Origin of the sequence: Flavobacterium sp. (assembly GCF_044377315.1) — a bacterium.
Taxonomy (GTDB): domain Bacteria; phylum Bacteroidota; class Bacteroidia; order Flavobacteriales; family Flavobacteriaceae; genus Flavobacterium.
This window is the reverse complement of record NZ_JBILJG010000031.1, coordinates 15270-33315: the sequence shown is the minus strand read 5'-3', so window position 1 is coordinate 33315 and position 18046 is coordinate 15270. Positions and strand designations below refer to the sequence as shown.

General features: G+C 32.3%; 12 protein-coding genes. 3 read left to right on the top strand and 9 right to left on the bottom strand.

Features of this window, described 5'->3' with window-relative positions; genetic code table 11:
• Window positions 1-5766: RHS repeat-associated core domain-containing protein (locus ACIQ66_RS09845; protein WP_396212633.1), on the bottom strand; the 5766-nt coding region annotated here is incomplete at its 3' end.
• A 12-nt stretch (window positions 5767-5778) separates the two neighbouring features.
• Complete coding sequence (locus ACIQ66_RS09840; protein ID WP_396212632.1) at window positions 5779-7248, bottom strand: T9SS type A sorting domain-containing protein; 1470 nt, start codon at window positions 7246-7248, stop codon at window positions 5779-5781.
• A gap of 144 nt (window positions 7249-7392) precedes the next feature.
• On the opposite strand from ACIQ66_RS09840, the gene ACIQ66_RS09835 reads away from it, so the two are divergent.
• Window positions 7393-7728 (top strand): hypothetical protein, encoded by a 336-nt coding sequence (locus ACIQ66_RS09835; protein ID WP_396212631.1) that lies wholly within the window; start codon window positions 7393-7395, stop codon window positions 7726-7728.
• 168 nt (window positions 7729-7896) lie between these two features.
• Here the strand turns inward: ACIQ66_RS09835 and ACIQ66_RS09830 are convergent, their stop codons facing one another.
• The 6 genes from ACIQ66_RS09830 to ACIQ66_RS09805 all read right to left on the bottom strand — a co-directional run bounded on the left by ACIQ66_RS09830 (window position 7897) and on the right by ACIQ66_RS09805 (window position 15468).
• Window positions 7897-8439, bottom strand: coding sequence for a hypothetical protein (locus tag ACIQ66_RS09830; RefSeq protein ID WP_396212630.1), 543 nt, complete (start codon window positions 8437-8439; stop codon window positions 7897-7899).
• Window positions 8440-8510: 71 nt separating this feature from the next.
• Window positions 8511-11981 (bottom strand): efflux RND transporter permease subunit, encoded by a 3471-nt coding sequence (locus tag ACIQ66_RS09825; RefSeq protein ID WP_396212629.1) that lies wholly within the window; start codon window positions 11979-11981, stop codon window positions 8511-8513.
• Window positions 11982-12065: 84 nt separating this feature from the next.
• A complete protein-coding gene (locus ACIQ66_RS09820) occupies window positions 12066-13208 on the bottom strand; it encodes an efflux RND transporter periplasmic adaptor subunit (protein WP_396212628.1) in 1143 nt (380 codons plus the stop codon).
• Window positions 13209-13226: 18 nt separating this feature from the next.
• Entirely contained in the window at window positions 13227-14567 is a 1341-nt protein-coding gene (locus ACIQ66_RS09815; protein WP_396212627.1) for a TolC family protein, read from the bottom strand.
• Between the two features lie 10 nt (window positions 14568-14577).
• Entirely contained in the window at window positions 14578-15171 is a 594-nt protein-coding gene (locus tag ACIQ66_RS09810; protein ID WP_396212626.1) for a TetR/AcrR family transcriptional regulator, read from the bottom strand.
• Window positions 15172-15201: 30 nt separating this feature from the next.
• Complete coding sequence (locus ACIQ66_RS09805) at window positions 15202-15468, bottom strand: hypothetical protein (RefSeq protein ID WP_396212625.1); 267 nt, start codon at window positions 15466-15468, stop codon at window positions 15202-15204.
• Window positions 15469-15641: 173 nt separating this feature from the next.
• Between ACIQ66_RS09805 and ACIQ66_RS09800 the strand changes: the two genes are divergently transcribed.
• Both ACIQ66_RS09800 and ACIQ66_RS09795 read left to right on the top strand, forming a co-directional pair.
• A complete protein-coding gene (locus ACIQ66_RS09800) occupies window positions 15642-16616 on the top strand; it encodes a polyprenyl synthetase family protein (protein ID WP_396212624.1) in 975 nt (324 codons plus the stop codon).
• Window positions 16617-16682: 66 nt separating this feature from the next.
• Window positions 16683-17033 carry a hypothetical protein gene (locus tag ACIQ66_RS09795; protein ID WP_396212623.1) on the top strand — a complete coding sequence of 117 codons (351 nt, stop codon included), beginning with the start codon at window positions 16683-16685 and terminating at the stop codon, window positions 17031-17033.
• Between the two features lie 369 nt (window positions 17034-17402).
• On the opposite strand, the gene ACIQ66_RS09790 is transcribed toward ACIQ66_RS09795, so the two are convergent.
• Window positions 17403-17891: a hypothetical protein gene (locus ACIQ66_RS09790; protein ID WP_396212621.1), complete on the bottom strand. Its 489-nt coding sequence runs from the start codon at window positions 17889-17891 to the stop codon at window positions 17403-17405.
• Window positions 17892-18046 lie beyond the last annotated feature (155 nt).

Genomic DNA, 18046 nt, shown 5'->3' with positions numbered 1-18046 from the left:
AATTGCTGTTGTAAATGATATTAGTTCCTCTCCACTTGGGTCGGTATAGCGCAAAGGATTGTTAAGAACGTATGAATACCTATTATAATTCTGGGTATTCTCAGGTTGTTGTACAAAGTTATCGGGCATTAGGAAACTTCGCAATACGGGGTCGTACAAACGACCATTCATGTGTATTAGTCCCACTTCCTTGAGATGCTCGTGACCTGTATAACCTCTGTCTAATACTACTAGTCCGTTAGCCAGTGGCAAGGCAACATTACTTGAGTTTACAATTTTTGCTAAGTTACCCCACGCATCAAAATGGCGTTTCTCTATGGCTACACCTGCGTTATCAGTAATAGCAATGATACTACCTAAATAATCCCTGTGTAAATAATTGTTAACAGTAGTTACTGTTCCTGTTGCGCTTCGCGTTTTTTCGTTATACAAAACAGCGCTATAGGCATCACCTCCCGCAAAAGTAATAATTTTTATGGTATTGGCAACATGGTCGTATGTAACTTCGGTACTACCATCGTCGGTATATAACTTGGTTTTGCGTTGTAATCTTGTGGTACTTGGTGCAATGGCTCTATTATCATACAACATTCTGCTTCTTGAAGCATGTGAGTTGTACATAAAGTTGCATTTGCCTTTATTGCTCTCGTTTATACTTATAGGACTTTTAAACATATTGTAGGCAACAATTTGGTTACCGTTTAATGCATTATAATAAGCCTTGCCTTCGGAATTAAGCGCTATTCTATCCTTACGGTAAATACCCGTTGCATAATCTCCATTATAGCTTACAGTTCCTAGCTTATTGTTACTCGTTATTCTGCCTCTGTCATCATAAACATTAGAGTCAAGTACTCCTGTTACTGGGTTTGTCCATGTTTTTAATCTGTCTTGATCTTGTGGATCGTAGGTAAAACTTTCCGTAATATTCATACCCGGTGCTAGGTTTTGCCTACTCATTAAGTTTCCTTTTACAGCATCAAAGTTATATACATTATTTACGACAAAGGTTGTTCCTTTTAAATGCTTTTGGTTGGTTAGGTAATAATCGGTGTTATAGGTGTTAGTAATATTGATAACTCCTGCACCGTTACCTAAATTTGCAGTAAGAGTTTGCATTTTCTCGTTGGCAGTGACCAGTTGCCATAATGCAGCATTGTTGTTATCAGTAAGTTTTTCTAAAATACCGTTATAGGTATTATAACCATATTTGGTAATAACTGATGATTCAAAATTGGCTGCCGATTTTTCCTTTGTCCAATTTGTCTCTGTAGCTATTCTACCTATTGCATCGTAGCCAATTGTTTTAGTATGCTCAAGGTAAGCATTGTTTTCGGATGTTATGGTTAGTCTATGATAGCTGTCGTATGTGTAGCCATAGGTATCAATAGAGGCACCTGCCGTTGTAGTGGTAGTTTCACTTTCCAACTGAGCAAAATCATTATAAGCATAAATTGTATTAAAATCAGCTCCATCTCCAATGGCTTTTTTGGTTAGCACTTTACCATCATCATCATAGGTATAGGTGGTGGTGCCTTTTGGTGTTGTTTCTGTCAATATTTGCCCAAAGGGATCATAACTATAAGAATAATTTCCTCCATTTGGTCCAGAAGGGTTACCTGCATTTGGGTCGAAAGTTGATATCTTATTACCCCAACCGTCTATAGTATGAGTTATTTCGTGACCTCCGTAATTGGTTTTTTTCAAAGCACCATTAGCAAAATAGGTAAAATTGATAGTTCCGCCTGGGTCGGTAGTCGCTACTTTATTACCTAAAGCATCAACAGTTATTGTTGTTGTTTTGCCATCATCAACACTAGTCGTTGTGAGTCCGCTGTAGGATAGTGTTTGTATTCTTGATGTAGGTAATTTAACTTGTATTGGACGGTGTAAATTATCATAAGTATATTCTGTAAACTTAGAGGCACTAGTAAAAAAAGGTTCACTTTCTTTAAATTTTCTACCCAGTGCATCATACTCTATAGTTTTGGATATTTCGCTATTATTGGCAAAACCTTTGGTAGTCGTTTTGACAACTCTACCTAAAACATCATAGGTTGTTTTGCTTCTAGCGTTGTCGCCAGAGCTGTTTAAACTAGTTACTGTATAACCGCCATCTGCATTTTTTACATAACTGGTTGCAGTAATAAGTTGCGTTGCTGTTGCATTAGTGGTTTTACTTTGGGTAAGTTTGCCCCAATTGTCATAACTAAATTCGCTAACAACCCCTAGATAATTTGTTGATTTTTTTACTTGTCCAAGTGCGTTATATTCAAGTTCAGTAACAAAGTCTTGGTGGTCGATTTTCTTTTTTACAAAACGTTTGGTTGGTTCATATTCATCAGCAATCGTTCTTGAGGCGATAGCAGGAGAAGCTGTTGGTATAGAGACTGTTTTGGTCAAAAGATTCCCGACTGCATCATATGTCATATCTTCTACTAGGTAATCGGTGTTGTGACCTTTTTTCTCTTTTTTGGTTATGTTAGCACCCTCATAGGTATATTTTTCTTCCGATGTCCTAGTATCAGTAAAACCATCTGCATTGTATATTGTACTTGTAGTAGTGACTTTTTTAGGTTTGCCAATATAAAAAGTATTACCAACTCCTGTTGGGTTGTTGGCATACTCTTCTATTGGAGTATTAGTTGTGGTCGTACCTTGTAAAGTGGTACCATTATAATAATTGGTAGTAACTGATGTTTGCAAACCATAAGTACCCAGCGTATCAACTGTACCATCATAAGAATATAGTTTATCAACTTTTACTCCAGTAAGCGCATCAAGAGTGGTTTGTTGATTGAGTAAAACATTATACACTTTTGATGGGAAAGTATAGGTGCTAAAATAATTGGTTTTGGTACTCAATAAATCGGTTGGGGTTGTTTCAAACACTGTAAGACCGTTTGTACTACTCCATGTAATGGTGTTAGCACCTCTTAAACTGATATCATTATTTTCAGTTGTCCAAATTTTGGGGTCAGACTGTTGTACGTACCAACTACTTCTGGTAGTTCGTTTAAATCCAACACTTCCATAAACAAAATTGGAAACATAGCCATTGTATCTAAAGTCTTGATGTTTAGAAACTCCATTAACTGTTGCTGTAAGTTTAGAAACCAAAAAGGAAGTAGGGTTTTTAATTAACTCAATATTCGGATAGGTTGCTGTATTAGTGGAAGAATAAAAGTCAGTTTGAGGATTACCTAGTCCACCTCCTGGGGCTTCCATAGCGGAGTACTGAATTGTATGTACAATTTTATCATTAGACTCTTTTACTTGTAGTAGTCTATTGTCTTTATTGAAGTCTTTGTTGAAATTAAAATATTGCAACTTGTTGTGGTGAGCTAGAACAACTACCAAATCTGTATTTCCTCTTGACTGTTTAAAATTGCCCGCAACTGGTGTAGGTAACCATGGAGAATCAGAATAAAACTCACCTGAATGATATGTATATGTGAAACCCGCTGCTCCAGTTTTTCCAATAGTATTTGTATAAGCAGCAACACTCCAATACGTATCGTGATCGTTTATTGTCCATGTGGTGGGATTCCACCAATCTGAATCAGGCTTGGTGTATTTTCTCCAAAAACGAACTAAATCAGATTTTCCATCCTTATTAACATCCATAGCATAATAATTACTCCAATGCATTTGATTGTTATAAGTATTACCAGTGTTGGGCCAATATTCTACAATAGTATGAGATTCTTTAACAAAAAACTCACCTCCATTTGGATTTGGATTACTGTAATAAATATGCCAAACTGTATGACCGCTTCCGCCTTCGGTATCGGGCAGCATAATATCGGTTTTTCCATCGCCGTTATAGTCGCCAAAAAGTAGTTGTTTTGTAGGAGAATAAGCATCAAGAATCCCTTCACCCAAGAGTTCTAATTCAACCCAAGGAGATTGGTTTAATTGTTTAAAACCAACTATTCTATAAGAATTTGAACCGTGAATTACCATTATATCTGCTTTTCCATCAGAATTAAAATCAGCTACAAATCGTTGATTACCTTGTAAAAAACTGCCGTTAGCCATAGTTGTATTTCCTTGTGAATTTTCATCTACTGATGCAGATGGATTTAAATCAACTAACCTTAAATTATTAAAAGTTGTTGAGACATATTTTTCATAATCACAAGGAAAAATGGTTTCCCCAGGAGGCATGAAGTTATTAGTATTACCATTATTATTGTTGTTTGAAAATAAGTGATCTACTTGAGCGGGGCCACTTTCATCTTGGTTGTAAGATTCTGTTTCATTAAAGCTAAATATAAGAACCTCACTTATACCGTCACCATTATAATCGCCCTCTAAAAACTTATTTGAAGTTTTTACGCTTGGAGGGTTGGCACATTGGCTCTCATAATTATTAATAGGCTCTCCATAACTTGTAAAACCACAATTATCAAAACAAGGAACTACATTGTTAAATGCAATTATTTTGGAGTTATTGTTGACAAATTGACTATTCCCATTTAATGCATAAGAATGAAATTCTATAGAATTTAACGTTTCATTAACTTTAATAACTGATTGTTTTTGATTTAGTTTATTATCTGTTATTGTTGTAGCAGGAAATATTTTGGTACCGAAGTTAGGCATGTTGATTGGGATATTTCCAGAATTTGCTGCAAATAAGTTTGTATATAATTGATTACCAGCCCCAAAATCAATTCTTCCATCACCATCAAAATCTCCCGCCAAACTAATGTTTTCAAAGGCTAAGTTGTTTACATACGATTTTGTAGCAACTGATGTTGATGTTGGTGTAGTGTCATAAAAAAATTTAATTGGGTTCGACTCTTCCAATGCGCCATTTATTTCCTTTATTTCAGATACGCGCTGGTACCCATCATCATCAGAGATATGTGATATCTCATATTTTCTAAACAGGTTATTTTGGGTAGTAACCGTTATGTAATCTAACAGTTGTGAAGCATAGCTTGGATTAGAAGATGTAACAATGCCTGATGTGCTTTTACCAATAATAAAGTCTCTCTCTTTACGAGCTAGCTCTGTGTAGTGAAAATTTATGCTGTTAATATGTGGTAACGATTGGCTTTCATTACCACCAAACTTTATCTGCGAGATATAAAGGTTGCTAGAATTTGCTACAGTAGCAGAACTAAAAGTGAGATACTCATAATTTATAGAATTACCGTAAACATCTTCATGTCTAACTATATACCATGCATTACGAGAAGTTCTTGAATAGCCAATGTTATCGCCTTGTCGAGATCCATACCATGTTCTTGAACCATCTGGTTGTGTTACAATAAAACTTCTTGTCGGTCCAGTAATTGACGATGGAGTATGAATAATAAGCTCAATCTTTATATTGCTTTTATATTCCGTTTCATAAGTTGAATTATTTGCCCAATACGTTCCTGTTTTTAAAAGTAGTCGTTGCCCGTCTAATGCTAATTTATCATTGTCGTCAAAATCAACTCCATCTCTAAAACCATCTATATCTTGTCTTGTTGCAATGCGCGTTATGCTAGATATACTAGAAATACTCCAGCCTTGCCCCGCAATACCGCCTCTTGCCCCGCTGTTATAGCTGAGGTTTATCATTGGTGCTACTCCGTTTAAACTTGGTGGTGTGGCAATAGGGATAGTATAGTTAGCTGTTCCTGAACTGGAAATACTTAATTCTCCTTTGGTATCTTGAAAGTTTTGTGCTAAACTTATACTGTAAACAAATAATAAAATTACAATTGTATTGTACTTTGATAGTTGAGATTTTAAAATTCTTTTCATATGTAATTACTATTATTGTTTAACAACTTTTAAGTTTTTTATTTCACCAGAATTGTATAATAACATAATATTATAAATACCCGTTGGGTAATTTTCAAAATTAATAGTATTGGCGTCAAGACTACTTTGATTTTTATAGGTCATAAAAAGTTTACCACTCAAATCATATAATTCAATGGTTTGAATATCTTTTTCTGTGGTGTCTGTCCATTTGATAAATAATTCTGATCGAACAGGATTAGGATAATAGGATATTTCAGGATAAATATCACTTTCTATATAATCTTCTTGTTTTGCTACCATCTTTTCTTTTTGAGTTATAGAATTACTAGATGGTCTTGCTGATAAATAAATAAACTTCCTTCTGGTTTGGTTGCCTGCATTATCGTATTCAAATTCAATTGTGTTATAGGCTCCAGTACCACCGCCAGGTGCTGCTGCTTTACTAAGTACTGCAAACTTCTCTTCTGATGTTGTGCCATCTACATAATTAATATGTACTATTAATTCTTTAACAGCCTCATCAGTCCAAATTACAGGCACTGTAAACCCCGTTGCGTTCTCCGTGAAACCACCAATTACCTCCCAATTAACACTTGTAATTGTGCTTTTGTTGGTTCCTTTTATGGTATAATCTACAACACTATTTTCATATATTAATATAGACTCTTTATTGGCCTCTGTATTGACCAACTTTACTTCATGTACCGTATTTTCGTCTATCTTTTCCCATTCTAGTAGCAATGAAGAGTTTATTTTATTTATACAGATACTTTTTTGAACAATTGTTCCTGTAAAATACTTAATTCTAACGGTAATATATCCTGTGTTCGTAGCATTCCACACTATATTGGTTTTGAAATCGTTTGGTGTTTCTGCCACGCCTCCTGTAACAAGCCATTGTATAGTTTGGATGTTAGCTAAATTATCTCCATTGAGACTAAATGTAGGTTTTGTATCTTTACAAACCTTTAAACACGGGTTTGATAAAGATATGTTACTGTATTTTATTTCGCTTATATTATTATCTTCGTTTTGACATCCTATTCTGTCCCAAGATAAGATCAATTGACTCTCCATCTTTTCTACACAAATAGTACGTTGAACGACTGTGTTGTCTATAAAAGTTAATTTTATATCGATTAATCCCGAATTGGTATCGTCCCAATTAATTACTGCAAATTCTTTATTTGTTTCTATTTCGCCGCCCGTAACTGTCCATTCTACATTGGTTACATTTGGCAAATTTGATCCTATCAATCTATAATTCATCATGCTGTTTTGGCAAACTTTTAGGCAAGTTGCAGTTGAAAAATTACTATCAAAGTTTATTTGATCTACCAAGTTGGCTTGGCAGCCCGTTTTATCCCATTTTAGTGCGATAGGGGCGACTTGTGCATTTAGATTATTACAAAACAAAATTACTATAACACATAGTAATTTATATTTAAAACCATCTTTAAAAAACTTAAACTTTTTCATGTTTATAGATTTAATTAAATTTTATTCATTTTTAGGCTAATTTTTTATAGTATTAACTTGTTAAAATTAGTTAAATAAAATTTATGTTGATAGTGTCATAAAATGACTTTTTATTTTCTATTTATTGAAACAAAAAATCAAATTATGAACAAGTCAGTTGGAGAAAAATTAAAAGAGTTGCGAAAAGCGAATGGTTTTTCACTAGAAGATATTTTGCAAAAGTTGCAAATTTCAGAATCAACCTATTTAAGAATGGTGAAAGGTGAAGCTTCTACTTGGACAACTAAAATTGATTACATTTGTAAATTATATACTATTAAAACTGAAAAGTTATTGCTATCAGATGACAAGTATTCGTTGATAAGTAATAATCAAAAAGGTGGTTCGGCAAGTAATATAACCATCAATCATGATTCGGAAAAAGCATACGAATTGTATGAGAGATTGTTGATTATTAAGGAAGGTAAAAAAAAATATTAAAATCGAAAATAAAATAAAGGCTGTTAGTAAATCATTATTTTCACAAAAATGATTCACTAACTAGCCCCGATACTGGAATTGTTTGAGCTCTTAACAAAGTTAAAGCGAGTTCCAGTAGCGGGAATTACCATCACTGAAAAGCCCGAAACATTCGCTCCTTAAAAAAAATCACCTTCCTCTACTTTTCAATTCTTTGAAAGAGTTGATTATTTTTTTCATTTTGGTAGAAAGTTTCTCCTTTTTTTCTAAAGATGTCCATACAAAAACTTGGTAGTAATGATTTTTGCCTTCGATATGCGCAAACTCATAGTAAATTTCGTAATCATCAACTTTTCCGGATAAAGAAATTTGATGTGATTTTGACCCATTTAGTTGTTTTTTTTCTGTTTTAGAAAATATTGGATTGGTAACCGAAGTTTGTAAACCGCTTTTTAATAATTGAGTATAACCATTCAAATTTGGAGGAAAATCGGTGTTGTCGTCTATATAAGAATTGATTACTTGCTTGGATTCATCGATTACGATAACGTATAAATCGTCAAAAACATTTTGATATTGCAAAGAAGCATCGGTGTTGAGATTGGTTGCTAATGACAAACTTTCTGGCAAGTCTAAACTATATTGATTTTTAATTTTTATGGTTTGTGTTTTCTCATTTTCCTGGCACGAAATAATAAAAAACAAGGTTGCAAGAAGAAGTAGTTTTCTCATGATTTTTGATTTTTGTGCAATATAAAAAAAGGCTCACAAATTTGCGAGCCTTCTATAAACAATTTATTATTTTAGATTTCTTCTGCCATTCTTCTACTTTCTCTTCGATCACGCAACCAATATTTTACTCGTTTTACTAAGTAGAACATTACTGGAACCATAACCAAAGTTAAAACTGTCGCATAAGTCAATCCGAAGATGATAGTCCATGCTAATGGTCCCCAAAACATTACGTTGTCTCCACCAATAAATATATGTGGATTTAAGTCTGTAATTAAAGAAAAGAAGTCAAAGTTTAATCCAATTGCTAATGGAATTAATCCTAAAACTGCTGTTAAAGCTGTCAATAATACTGGACGTAAACGTGATTTTCCTGATTCGATGATTACTTCTTTTATTTCTTCAAGCGATAAATCTTCGTGGCTAGATAAATGCTTGTCAGCTACTTTTTTATCTAATAAAAGCACAAAGAAATCCATTAATACAATTCCGTTTTTCACCACAATTCCGGCAAGAGAAATGATTCCCATCATGGTCATTAGGATTACGAAATCCATATTTGCAATGACATAACCGTAGAAAACACCACTAAAACTCAAGATAACTGTAAATAAAATTACCATTGTTTTAGAAACCGAATTAAATTGTAAAACAATAATAATTGTGATTCCTGCCAAGGCTAAAAACAACGCATACATCAAGAAACTTTGGTTTTTTCCTTGTTCTTCTTGAACTCCTGAAAACGAATACGTTACTGTTTTTGGTAATTCATATCCTTTTAATTCCGTTTGAATTTGTTTTGAAATTTCGTCACCATTAAAACCTGTCAAAACATTAGAATAAACCGTCATGATTCGTTTTTGGTTTTTTCTTTTGATTTGGTTATAAGTAGTCGTTTTTTCTGTTTGAGAAACTGCCGAAATTGGCACTTGCATCATCTGACCATTGTTTTGATTACGGAACGTTAATGATTGATTGAACAATACATTTTCGTTCTTGCGTTGGTCTTCTTGCATTCGCATTGTGATATTATAATCGTCATCACCTTCTTTATATGTAGAGATTTCTTGACCATAAACCGAACGACGCAAATTGAAACCTAATTGTCCAGTTGAAACACCTAAACTTCCTGCGCTAACTCTATCGACTTTTACTTCCAACTCAGGACTTTCTTTGTTTACATCAACGCTTAAACGTTCAATTCCTGGAATGTTTTTGGCATCAATAAAAGCAATCATTTTGTCAGCTTCTTTCAACATCAAATCATAGTCAGTTCCTGTCAATTGAATACTGATTGGATAACCTGCTGGCGGTCCATTTGCATCTTTTTCGACCGTTACAGTTGCGCCTGCGATACCTTTTACTTTAGCACGAATTTCTTCAAGAATTACATTAGTATCAATATCTCGACGGAATTTAAATTCGGAGAAATTTACCGTTACTTTTCCTTTAAATGGAGTTTCCGATGCTGAACCTGCATCCACATTTGGATTTCCTGCGCCAACACCCACTTGAGAGACAATAGATTCTGCCAAGAAGTTTTCTTTGGTAGTTTCATCTACATATTTGCTCAAAATACTGATGACTTGTTTTTCTACAAATAAAGTGGCTTTATTGGTTTTTTGAATGTCAGTTCCTTGCGGATATTCAATATAAGTGATTACTTGATTTGGCGTGTTTTCTGGAAAAAACAATACTTTTCTAGGGAAAATTCCAAGTAAAATGAAAGAGAAAAACAACAATACGATGATTCCTGCCAAAGCAAACCAAGCTTTTTTGCCTGTTAAAATCTTAGCCAAGAAATTCTTGTATTTATCTTCCATTTTTGGAAAAAAGTTATGTTGAAAATCTTGTGTCCATTGGTATAATTTTAATTTGTACAACCACATTAATCCAAGAGAAATTATAGCTAAATGACCAATTGCTTTTGCAAAAGTAGAATCTGTTAAATTTCCTAAAATGACAAAAACAATTCCAAGAACACTAAATATAATAGTATATAATTTAGCCGATTTTTTAGACACATTTTTATCTTCAATATCCATCGAACCTCCAGTCATGGCAGCATTTACAACCATCGCTACAAATAAAGAAGCCGTTAATGTAACTGTTAATGTGATTGGGAAATATTTCATGAATTTACCCATGGTTCCTGGCCACAATGCAAATGGTAAAAACGCCATAAGTGTTGTTGCTGTTGAAGAAATTACAGGCCAAGCGATTTCGCCAATACCAATTTTGGAAGCCGTAACTCTATCCATTCCTTTTTTCATGTTGGCAAAAACGTTATCAACCACCACAATTCCGTCGTCAACAAGCATTCCTAATCCCATAACTAATCCGAAAAGTACCATGGTATTTAAGGTCAATCCAAACATAGAAAGAATACTAAACGCCATCAACATAGAAAGCGGAATTGCAGCTCCAACGAAAAGTGAATTTCGCAAACCCATGGTAAACATTAACACAATCATTACCAATACAATACCAAAAATAATGTGATTTGATAGTTCGCTAACTTGGTGTTCAACTCTTGACGATTGATCGTTAGAAAGTGTTAGTTTTAAATTAGATGGCAAATAAGAAGTTTCCGCTTTTTCTAGCTTTTCTTTTACTTGCTCAATAGCCGAAATCATGTTTTGATTGGAACGTTTTTTTACATTCAACATCACAACTTCAGTTCCTTTTTCACGAGCATAGGTTGTTTTTTCTTTTTCTTTGAAACTAACAACGGCAATATCTTTTAGGTAAACTGTTCCACCATAAGATTTTACGATAATGTTTTCAAGTTCTTTTGGATTTTTGATTTCACCAACAATTCTGATGTTATTTCTGGAACCTTGCGAGATTAAATTTCCACCCGAAAGTGTCATGTTTTCATATTTTACAGCATTTTGAATTTCGTCAAACGAAACTTGTGCTGCTGTCATTTTGAATATATCAACCGCAATTTCTACTTCTTTATCATCAACTCCAAGAATATCTACTTTTTTAACTTCTGGAATTTCTTCAATATCATCTTGAAGCAATTCGCCATATTTTTTAAGTTGTTGTGTAGTATAATTTCCTTGCAAATTGATATTCAAAATAGGCACTTCTTCCGAAATGTTTAGTTCAAATACATTTGGTTCTACTTTGCTTCCGTTGTCAAGATTTGGCCAATCGGTATCTGCTTTAGAAAAATCTACTTTGTCTTTAATTTTCGTTTTCGCTTCTTCAATGGTTACTTTATCGGCAAATTCAACGATAATCATTCCATAATCTTGAAACGAACTTGACGTTATTTTTTCAACACCCGAAATGTTTTTGAATTCTTTTTCAAGTGGTTTGATGACTAATTTTTCAACATCTTCGGCTGAGTTTCCTGGGAAAACAGAAGAAATGTATATTTTATTTTCGATGATCTCTGGGAAATCTTCACGAGGCATTGTTACATAAGCAATTACTCCTGTAATAACGATTAATAAGGTCAAGATATAAACAGTAACACGATTGTCAACTGCCCAACTTGATATGCTGAATTCTTTATTTGTGTGACTCATAAATTTTAGTTTAGGAGTTTAAAAGTTTAAGAGTTTAGAAGGAACTTTTAACCTTATAAACCTTTAACCTTTTAAACTTTTTTTTTAGAAATTCAATTTCATTCCGTCAGCAATACTATTTACACCTTCGGTTACGATAATTTCATTTGTAGATAATCCGCTTACTATTTCGGTAACATTATCTGATGATTTTCCAATTTTTACAAGAACTTTTTTAGCAGTTCCTGTTTTACCATTTGAATTAGCAACTGTGAAAACAAATTTGTTTTTTTCGCCATCTTCTTGCACCACATTGGTTGGAACTACAATTGCATTTTTACTTGTGTAATCAATGATTTTAAGTTTTGCAACTTGGTTTGGACGCAATAAGTTTTCAGGATTTGGAACACTAACTTCAATACCGAAGCTTCTGTTGTTTGGGTTTAAATAATTTCCAACTTGACGTACTCTTCCTTTGTAGGCTTTTCCTAAAGAAGTTAAGAAAACATCAACTTCGGTACCAACTTTTAATTTTCCTATATAAGTTTCAGGAACAGATGTTGAAACATACATATTAGATAAGTTTACAATTCTCATTAAACCTAGTTGACTTGGCGCTACAATTTGTCCTTTTTCTACAAAAACCTCATCAATTGTTCCGCTAAATGGAGCACGAATTACTGTTTTAGATAATTGAGCTCTCATTTGAGCCACCCCTTTTTGAGCAGAAACCATTTGTGTTTGGGCTTGAAGAAATTGAATTTCAGAACCAATTTTTTTATCCCAAAGATTTTTTTGTCTTTCAAATGAGGTTTTGGCTAACGCATATTGATTTTCTAAACTTGCTAATTGTTGGCTCATTCCTGCATCATCAACTCGACCTAGAATTTGACCTTTAGAAACTCGTTGTCCAGCTTTTACAGTTAGTGAAGTAAGATTTCCGCTGAATTCTGGTTGAACTAAGATGTTTTCTTTGGTATCAACATTTCCTTGAATTTCAAGATAATGATTGAAAACCGTGTCTTTTATTGTTGCAACAGAAACTAATGCTTCTTCATCTTTTGCAACTACCAAAGTTGCCAAAGCATCATCAATTTTAGCTAAATCGGCTTGAATTAATGCTTTTTTGGCTTGAAGTTCTTTCGTGTTTTTTGATTTGATTAAATCGTCAATTGACTGATTATTTTCTTTTCCACCACATGAAAATAGTAGAATAGAAAGTGCTGTTATTGAAAGTATTTTTCTCATTTTATTTTGAAATATTGGTTAGTTTTTATTTAATAATTTTTCTAAAGTTGCTCTTTTATTGATTACATCAAGCATTGATTGTAAGTAATTTTGTTGTGCAGAATATAATTGTTCTTGCGCTTTTGTCAAATCGAAACTGCTAGCTAAACCTTCTTTAAATTTGATTTGGTTTTTGTTTTCGATACGTTCTGCTAAACTTAAATTGCTTTTAGAAGTTGTTAACTGTTCTAAACTGAATTCGTAATCGCTTTTGGCTTTTTCAAATTGTAATTTCAGTTGTTGCTCGGTTTGAGTTAGCTGTGTTTTTGATTGTTCTAAAGCAATTTTGGCTTGCTGCGTTCTGGAGCTTCTTCCTAGACTGCTAAAAATGGGAACATTTAAATTTACACCCACATTAGAAAAATTTAACCATCGTTGATCTTGATTTAAAAAAGCAAATTGATTTCCAAATGCATTATAACCAAAATTAAAAGCAGCTCCTAGCGATGGCAAAGCTTTGCTTTTTTCTAACTTTAACAGTAATTCCTTGCTTGTTAGAAGATTTTGTCCAATTTGATAATCAATATTATTATTTACATTGAATTCTTCTTTTAGTAAAACCAAATCAACATTGTTTCGAGTTAAGACATCTAGTTTGTCAGTTAAACTCAAATCGTTTTGCAAATCGATTCCTAAAACTAGTTTCAACATATCATTAGCAATTTCTTTTTGACGTTTCACATTTTCTAGTGAACTGTTTATAATTGCCAGAGTAATTTGGAGTTGTTCTACATTTTCTTCTTCAATCAAACCATTTCTATAAATCTCTTTTGTATCTGAAAAAGTTTTTTCAAGAATCACTTTATTTTTTTGTAAAATCAAAATACTTTCGTCAGCCAAAAGCACATTTCCATAAGAATTGATTACAATTTCTTTTATTTCCTGATTGGTTTTGATTTTGGCATTTTCAGAAATTTTCAAATAGGTTTTTGCCGATTGTAATCCGACCAAATAGGAACCGTCAAAAATAAGCTGACTAATTGTTCCTGATGCAATCATATTATGCTTTGTACCAAAAGCAACTTCTTGAAACGTCCCTGGAGTACCTCCAAAAATTTCGGCTGGTATCAAAGATTTTTGAATGACAAAATTATTTTGGTACCCAATTCCACTATTTATTTGTGGCAAACCAATGGTTGTTGTTTCCCATTTTTTTTGCTTAGCAGCTTCAACATCACGATTAGCGTTTATAGCTGAATAATTGTGCTGAATTGCATGATCAATTGCTTCTTTTAGCGTAAAAGAAAACGATTCTTTCTTGTCTTGGGCCTGTAAAAAAACAGCAAAAAAGAGCAAGGTTAGCATTAGTTTATTTTTCATGGATTGATTATTATATATAGTTTACTAATTGTTTTTCGAGTTCTAAAATTCCTTTTGGTGTTGCAATGGCTCTTGTATGATATTCTAATGCTTTGCCTTCTAGTTTATAGGCATCACTTTCTAATTGTGTGTTTTCGTTTATTGAAAAAATAAGCGTGTAATAAAACTTTGTAGCCGATTCAACATCTGTTTCTTGCCTATAAAGTCCTTGTTGAATTCCTTTTACAATATTTTGAGAAAACATTTTATTGCAATCTTCAATTTCATTGGCCATCATTTTTTCATAAATTTCTGGATAATGCTTCTTTAATTGATAAGCTGGTGAGTGATCGAATGATTGGAACATTTCTTTGAACATTTTTCGCATTTCAAAATTTTCTTCAATTGCATTAAAGTTCTTGCTAACTACTTCATCCATTAATGAATGAATTTTTTGATGAATAACCTCTGTTCCTTCTTCAATTAAATTTTCTTTGTTGCTAAAATATTTGTAAATTGTTTTTTTAGAAATGCACATTTCACAAGCAATATCATCCATAGTAACACTCTTGAAACCAAGTTTCAGGAACATATCTGTTGCTTTTTTGATGATTTTTTCTTTCATAAGCAGCAAATGTGGATCACCACAATTTAATTAAAACTTTTTTATTAAATTATAATATTCAATATTTTTTCTTAAAGCATAAAAAGGTAAACTTTCTATTAAGTTTTTAACTTCTCTTTCTTCTATACCTTTGAAAATTAGTACTGCTCCATTTTTTGTTTCTCTCAAAAATAGATGATCTAAAATACCTTCCGTTTTCCATTTTTCAATAACTTCTTGTTCTTTAATTAATATTTCTGAAAAATTTTTTGGAAGATTTTCTATATCGATAGTCAATATTACTTGTATCCTATTCATTATAATTTATGTTTTATTTCGAGTGCAAATATAAGTTGGAAACTTTAAAAACAAAAATAGTTTCCAATGTATTTACATAAATTTAACATTAGTAAAAGTTTCAAGTTTTAAGTTTCAAGTTTTTTTAACGTTCTTTGTACAACCTGAAAATTTAAACTTTAAACTCAGAATTAATGCACGCACTTTCTCACTATCAAGAACTTATTTCAGTTTATTTCACAGAATTGCATTTGAATAAAGAGCCAAAAAATCTTTATGAACCTATTGAATACATTCTTCATTTAGGCGGAAAAAGAATGCGTCCAATTTTAACACTAATGGCGACCGAAGTATTTGATGTAGATTGCAAAAAAGCTTTGGCAGCAGCAACTGCGATTGAGGTTTTTCATAATTTTTCCTTAGTTCACGATGATATTATGGATGATGCTCCATTGCGAAGAGGAAACGAAACAGTTCACGAAAAATGGAATGTCAATACCGGAATTCTTTCAGGTGATGCAATGCTAATTTTGGCCTATCAACATTTTGAAGAATATGAACCAAAGATTTTTAGAGAATTAGCAAAATTGTTCAGTAAAACCGCTTTAGAAGTTTGTGAAGGACAACAATATGATGTCGATTTTGAAACGAGAGAAGATGTTACGATTCCAGAATATCTAAAAATGATTGAATATAAAACAGCCGTTTTGGTTGGTGCAGCCATGAAAATGGGAGCAATCGTAGCCGAAACATCCGAAGAAAATGCAAATTTGATTTATAATTTTGGATTGAACCTCGGAATAGCATTTCAATTACAAGATGATTATTTAGATGCTTTTGGCAATCCAGAAACTTTTGGAAAGCAAGTTGGTGGTGATATTATTGAAAACAAAAAAACGTATTTGTACCTGAAAGCAATGGAATTTTCTAATGCTAATGAAAAAGAGCAATTAACCCATTTATTTTCAATACAACCAAGTGACAATTGGGATAAAATAGAATCGGTAAAATCAATTTTTAATCAAACCAAAGCTTCTGAAGCCACTCAAAAAGCTATTCAAGAGTATACTTTTAAAGCATTTGAAACTTTAGAAAAAATGAATATTTCAAATGATAAAAAAGTAATGTTAAAAGCTTTCGGAGAAAATTTAATGAGTAGAAATGTATAAAAATAATAATATCAAAAGTCAATTACAATTTGATATTGATATTGAATTTTGTAATTGCAATTGAATATGTATATCGCTCCAATATCCACTGATAATTTACTTTCTGAAGCAGAAAAAGAAAACTTGTACCTAAAGCTGATTGAGCAATTGAACAAGGATTTCAATTTTGCCAACGAACCAATTGATTTACCCAAAAGCACTTCGCCCAACGAACTAAAAATACAGCTTCACGAAAAAATCTACAGGTTAATTCAGTACAAATTTGCCGAATATTTGAGTTTGCTTTATATAGTTGATGTTCCAGAAAAGGAAGTAAAAAAACTCGATGGTTCAGACATCATGCAGCTTTCAGAACAAGTAGCTTTTTTAATTTTAAAAAGAGAATGGATGAAGGTTTGGTTTAGAAATCGGTATTGATTACCATTTTTTGATAATCGAATTTATTACTCCAGTCATTATTGTAAATGTAAAGTCATTCATTACAATAGGATTAAAAGAATCTATTCTTTGATAATTAAATCAAAAAAAGAAAAAGATTTTTGTTACTCATATAATGTTTTTCTTTTAATAAATAACAAATATCTTTCCTGTTTGTTATGGGATTATAAATTGAAAGCCAATTTAAACAATATGGTTTATTATTGCCCACGTTAAATAAAAATGAGTTGTTTAAAAAATTTACATTTGATACAGAAGGTAAATTTTAACACTTTTAAATATATTTTGAGAAAAAACAAAAGAAAAATTTAAGACCCATACTTAAAGAAGTAATTTTTAATAATGATGTTAAAAAAGCACTCTCAAAAAAGGCATCAAAGCATCTCCGTAAACACCTTTGTCATTATCAAAAAGTACATTATATCTAGCTCCAATGGTTATATTTTCCATTCTATATCCAGCACCAACAAATAATCCAGTGTTCCAGAAATCATTAGATATTGAAGATAGTCCTTTATAATCTACATTTACTCTAAGTTGTTCCAATTCTGCTGAAAGTTGAATTTCTTGTATTGGATTGAACAAAGCTATTATGCTCCCACCATACATATTTGATGCAAAAACATTTTTTTGTTTTAAATAACTATATTGAACTCCAAGTCCAATAGAAATATATTGATTAGCATTATAAATAGAACTTGGAGCAAGAGATATATTGGTAAAACCAGAACCAAAACCGAGTCCAAATCCACCACCAAATTGAACTTTTTTCCAAAAATCACTTTTTGCTTTTGGTGAAGTTGTTACTTGTGCTGAAATTGAAAAACTTAAGCTCATTAAAAATAGAAATGTTAATCTTTTTGTTAAATTTGTTAAAGCCCTCTTTTTCATACTTATATATATAGTTAATTAGCGACATAAAAGTAGCAAAAACATTGAAAGATTGTTATAAATATTTTACTTTTGCATAAATTTTTTAACCCAACGATTAT

Bases quoted from the DNA above. Each gene is read 5' to 3' on its own strand.
- ACIQ66_RS09815 (WP_396212627.1), bottom strand. From the start codon at position 14,567: ATGAAAAATAAACTAATGCTAACCTTGCTCTTTTTTGCTGTTTTTTTA.
- ACIQ66_RS09840 (WP_396212632.1), bottom strand. From the start codon at position 7,248: ATGAAAAAGTTTAAGTTTTTTAAAGATGGTTTTAAATATAAATTACTA.
- ACIQ66_RS09835 (WP_396212631.1), top strand. From the start codon at position 7,393: ATGAACAAGTCAGTTGGAGAAAAATTAAAAGAGTTGCGAAAAGCGAAT.
- ACIQ66_RS09820 (WP_396212628.1), bottom strand. From the start codon at position 13,208: ATGAGAAAAATACTTTCAATAACAGCACTTTCTATTCTACTATTTTCA.
- ACIQ66_RS09805 (WP_396212625.1), bottom strand. From the start codon at position 15,468: ATGAATAGGATACAAGTAATATTGACTATCGATATAGAAAATCTTCCA.
- ACIQ66_RS09790 (WP_396212621.1), bottom strand. From the start codon at position 17,891: ATGAGCTTAAGTTTTTCAATTTCAGCACAAGTAACAACTTCACCAAAA.
- ACIQ66_RS09830 (WP_396212630.1), bottom strand. From the start codon at position 8,439: ATGAGAAAACTACTTCTTCTTGCAACCTTGTTTTTTATTATTTCGTGC.
- ACIQ66_RS09810 (WP_396212626.1), bottom strand. From the start codon at position 15,171: ATGAAAGAAAAAATCATCAAAAAAGCAACAGATATGTTCCTGAAACTT.
- ACIQ66_RS09795 (WP_396212623.1), top strand. From the start codon at position 16,683: ATGTATATCGCTCCAATATCCACTGATAATTTACTTTCTGAAGCAGAA.
- ACIQ66_RS09825 (WP_396212629.1), bottom strand. From the start codon at position 11,981: ATGAGTCACACAAATAAAGAATTCAGCATATCAAGTTGGGCAGTTGAC.
- ACIQ66_RS09800 (WP_396212624.1), top strand. From the start codon at position 15,642: ATGCACGCACTTTCTCACTATCAAGAACTTATTTCAGTTTATTTCACA.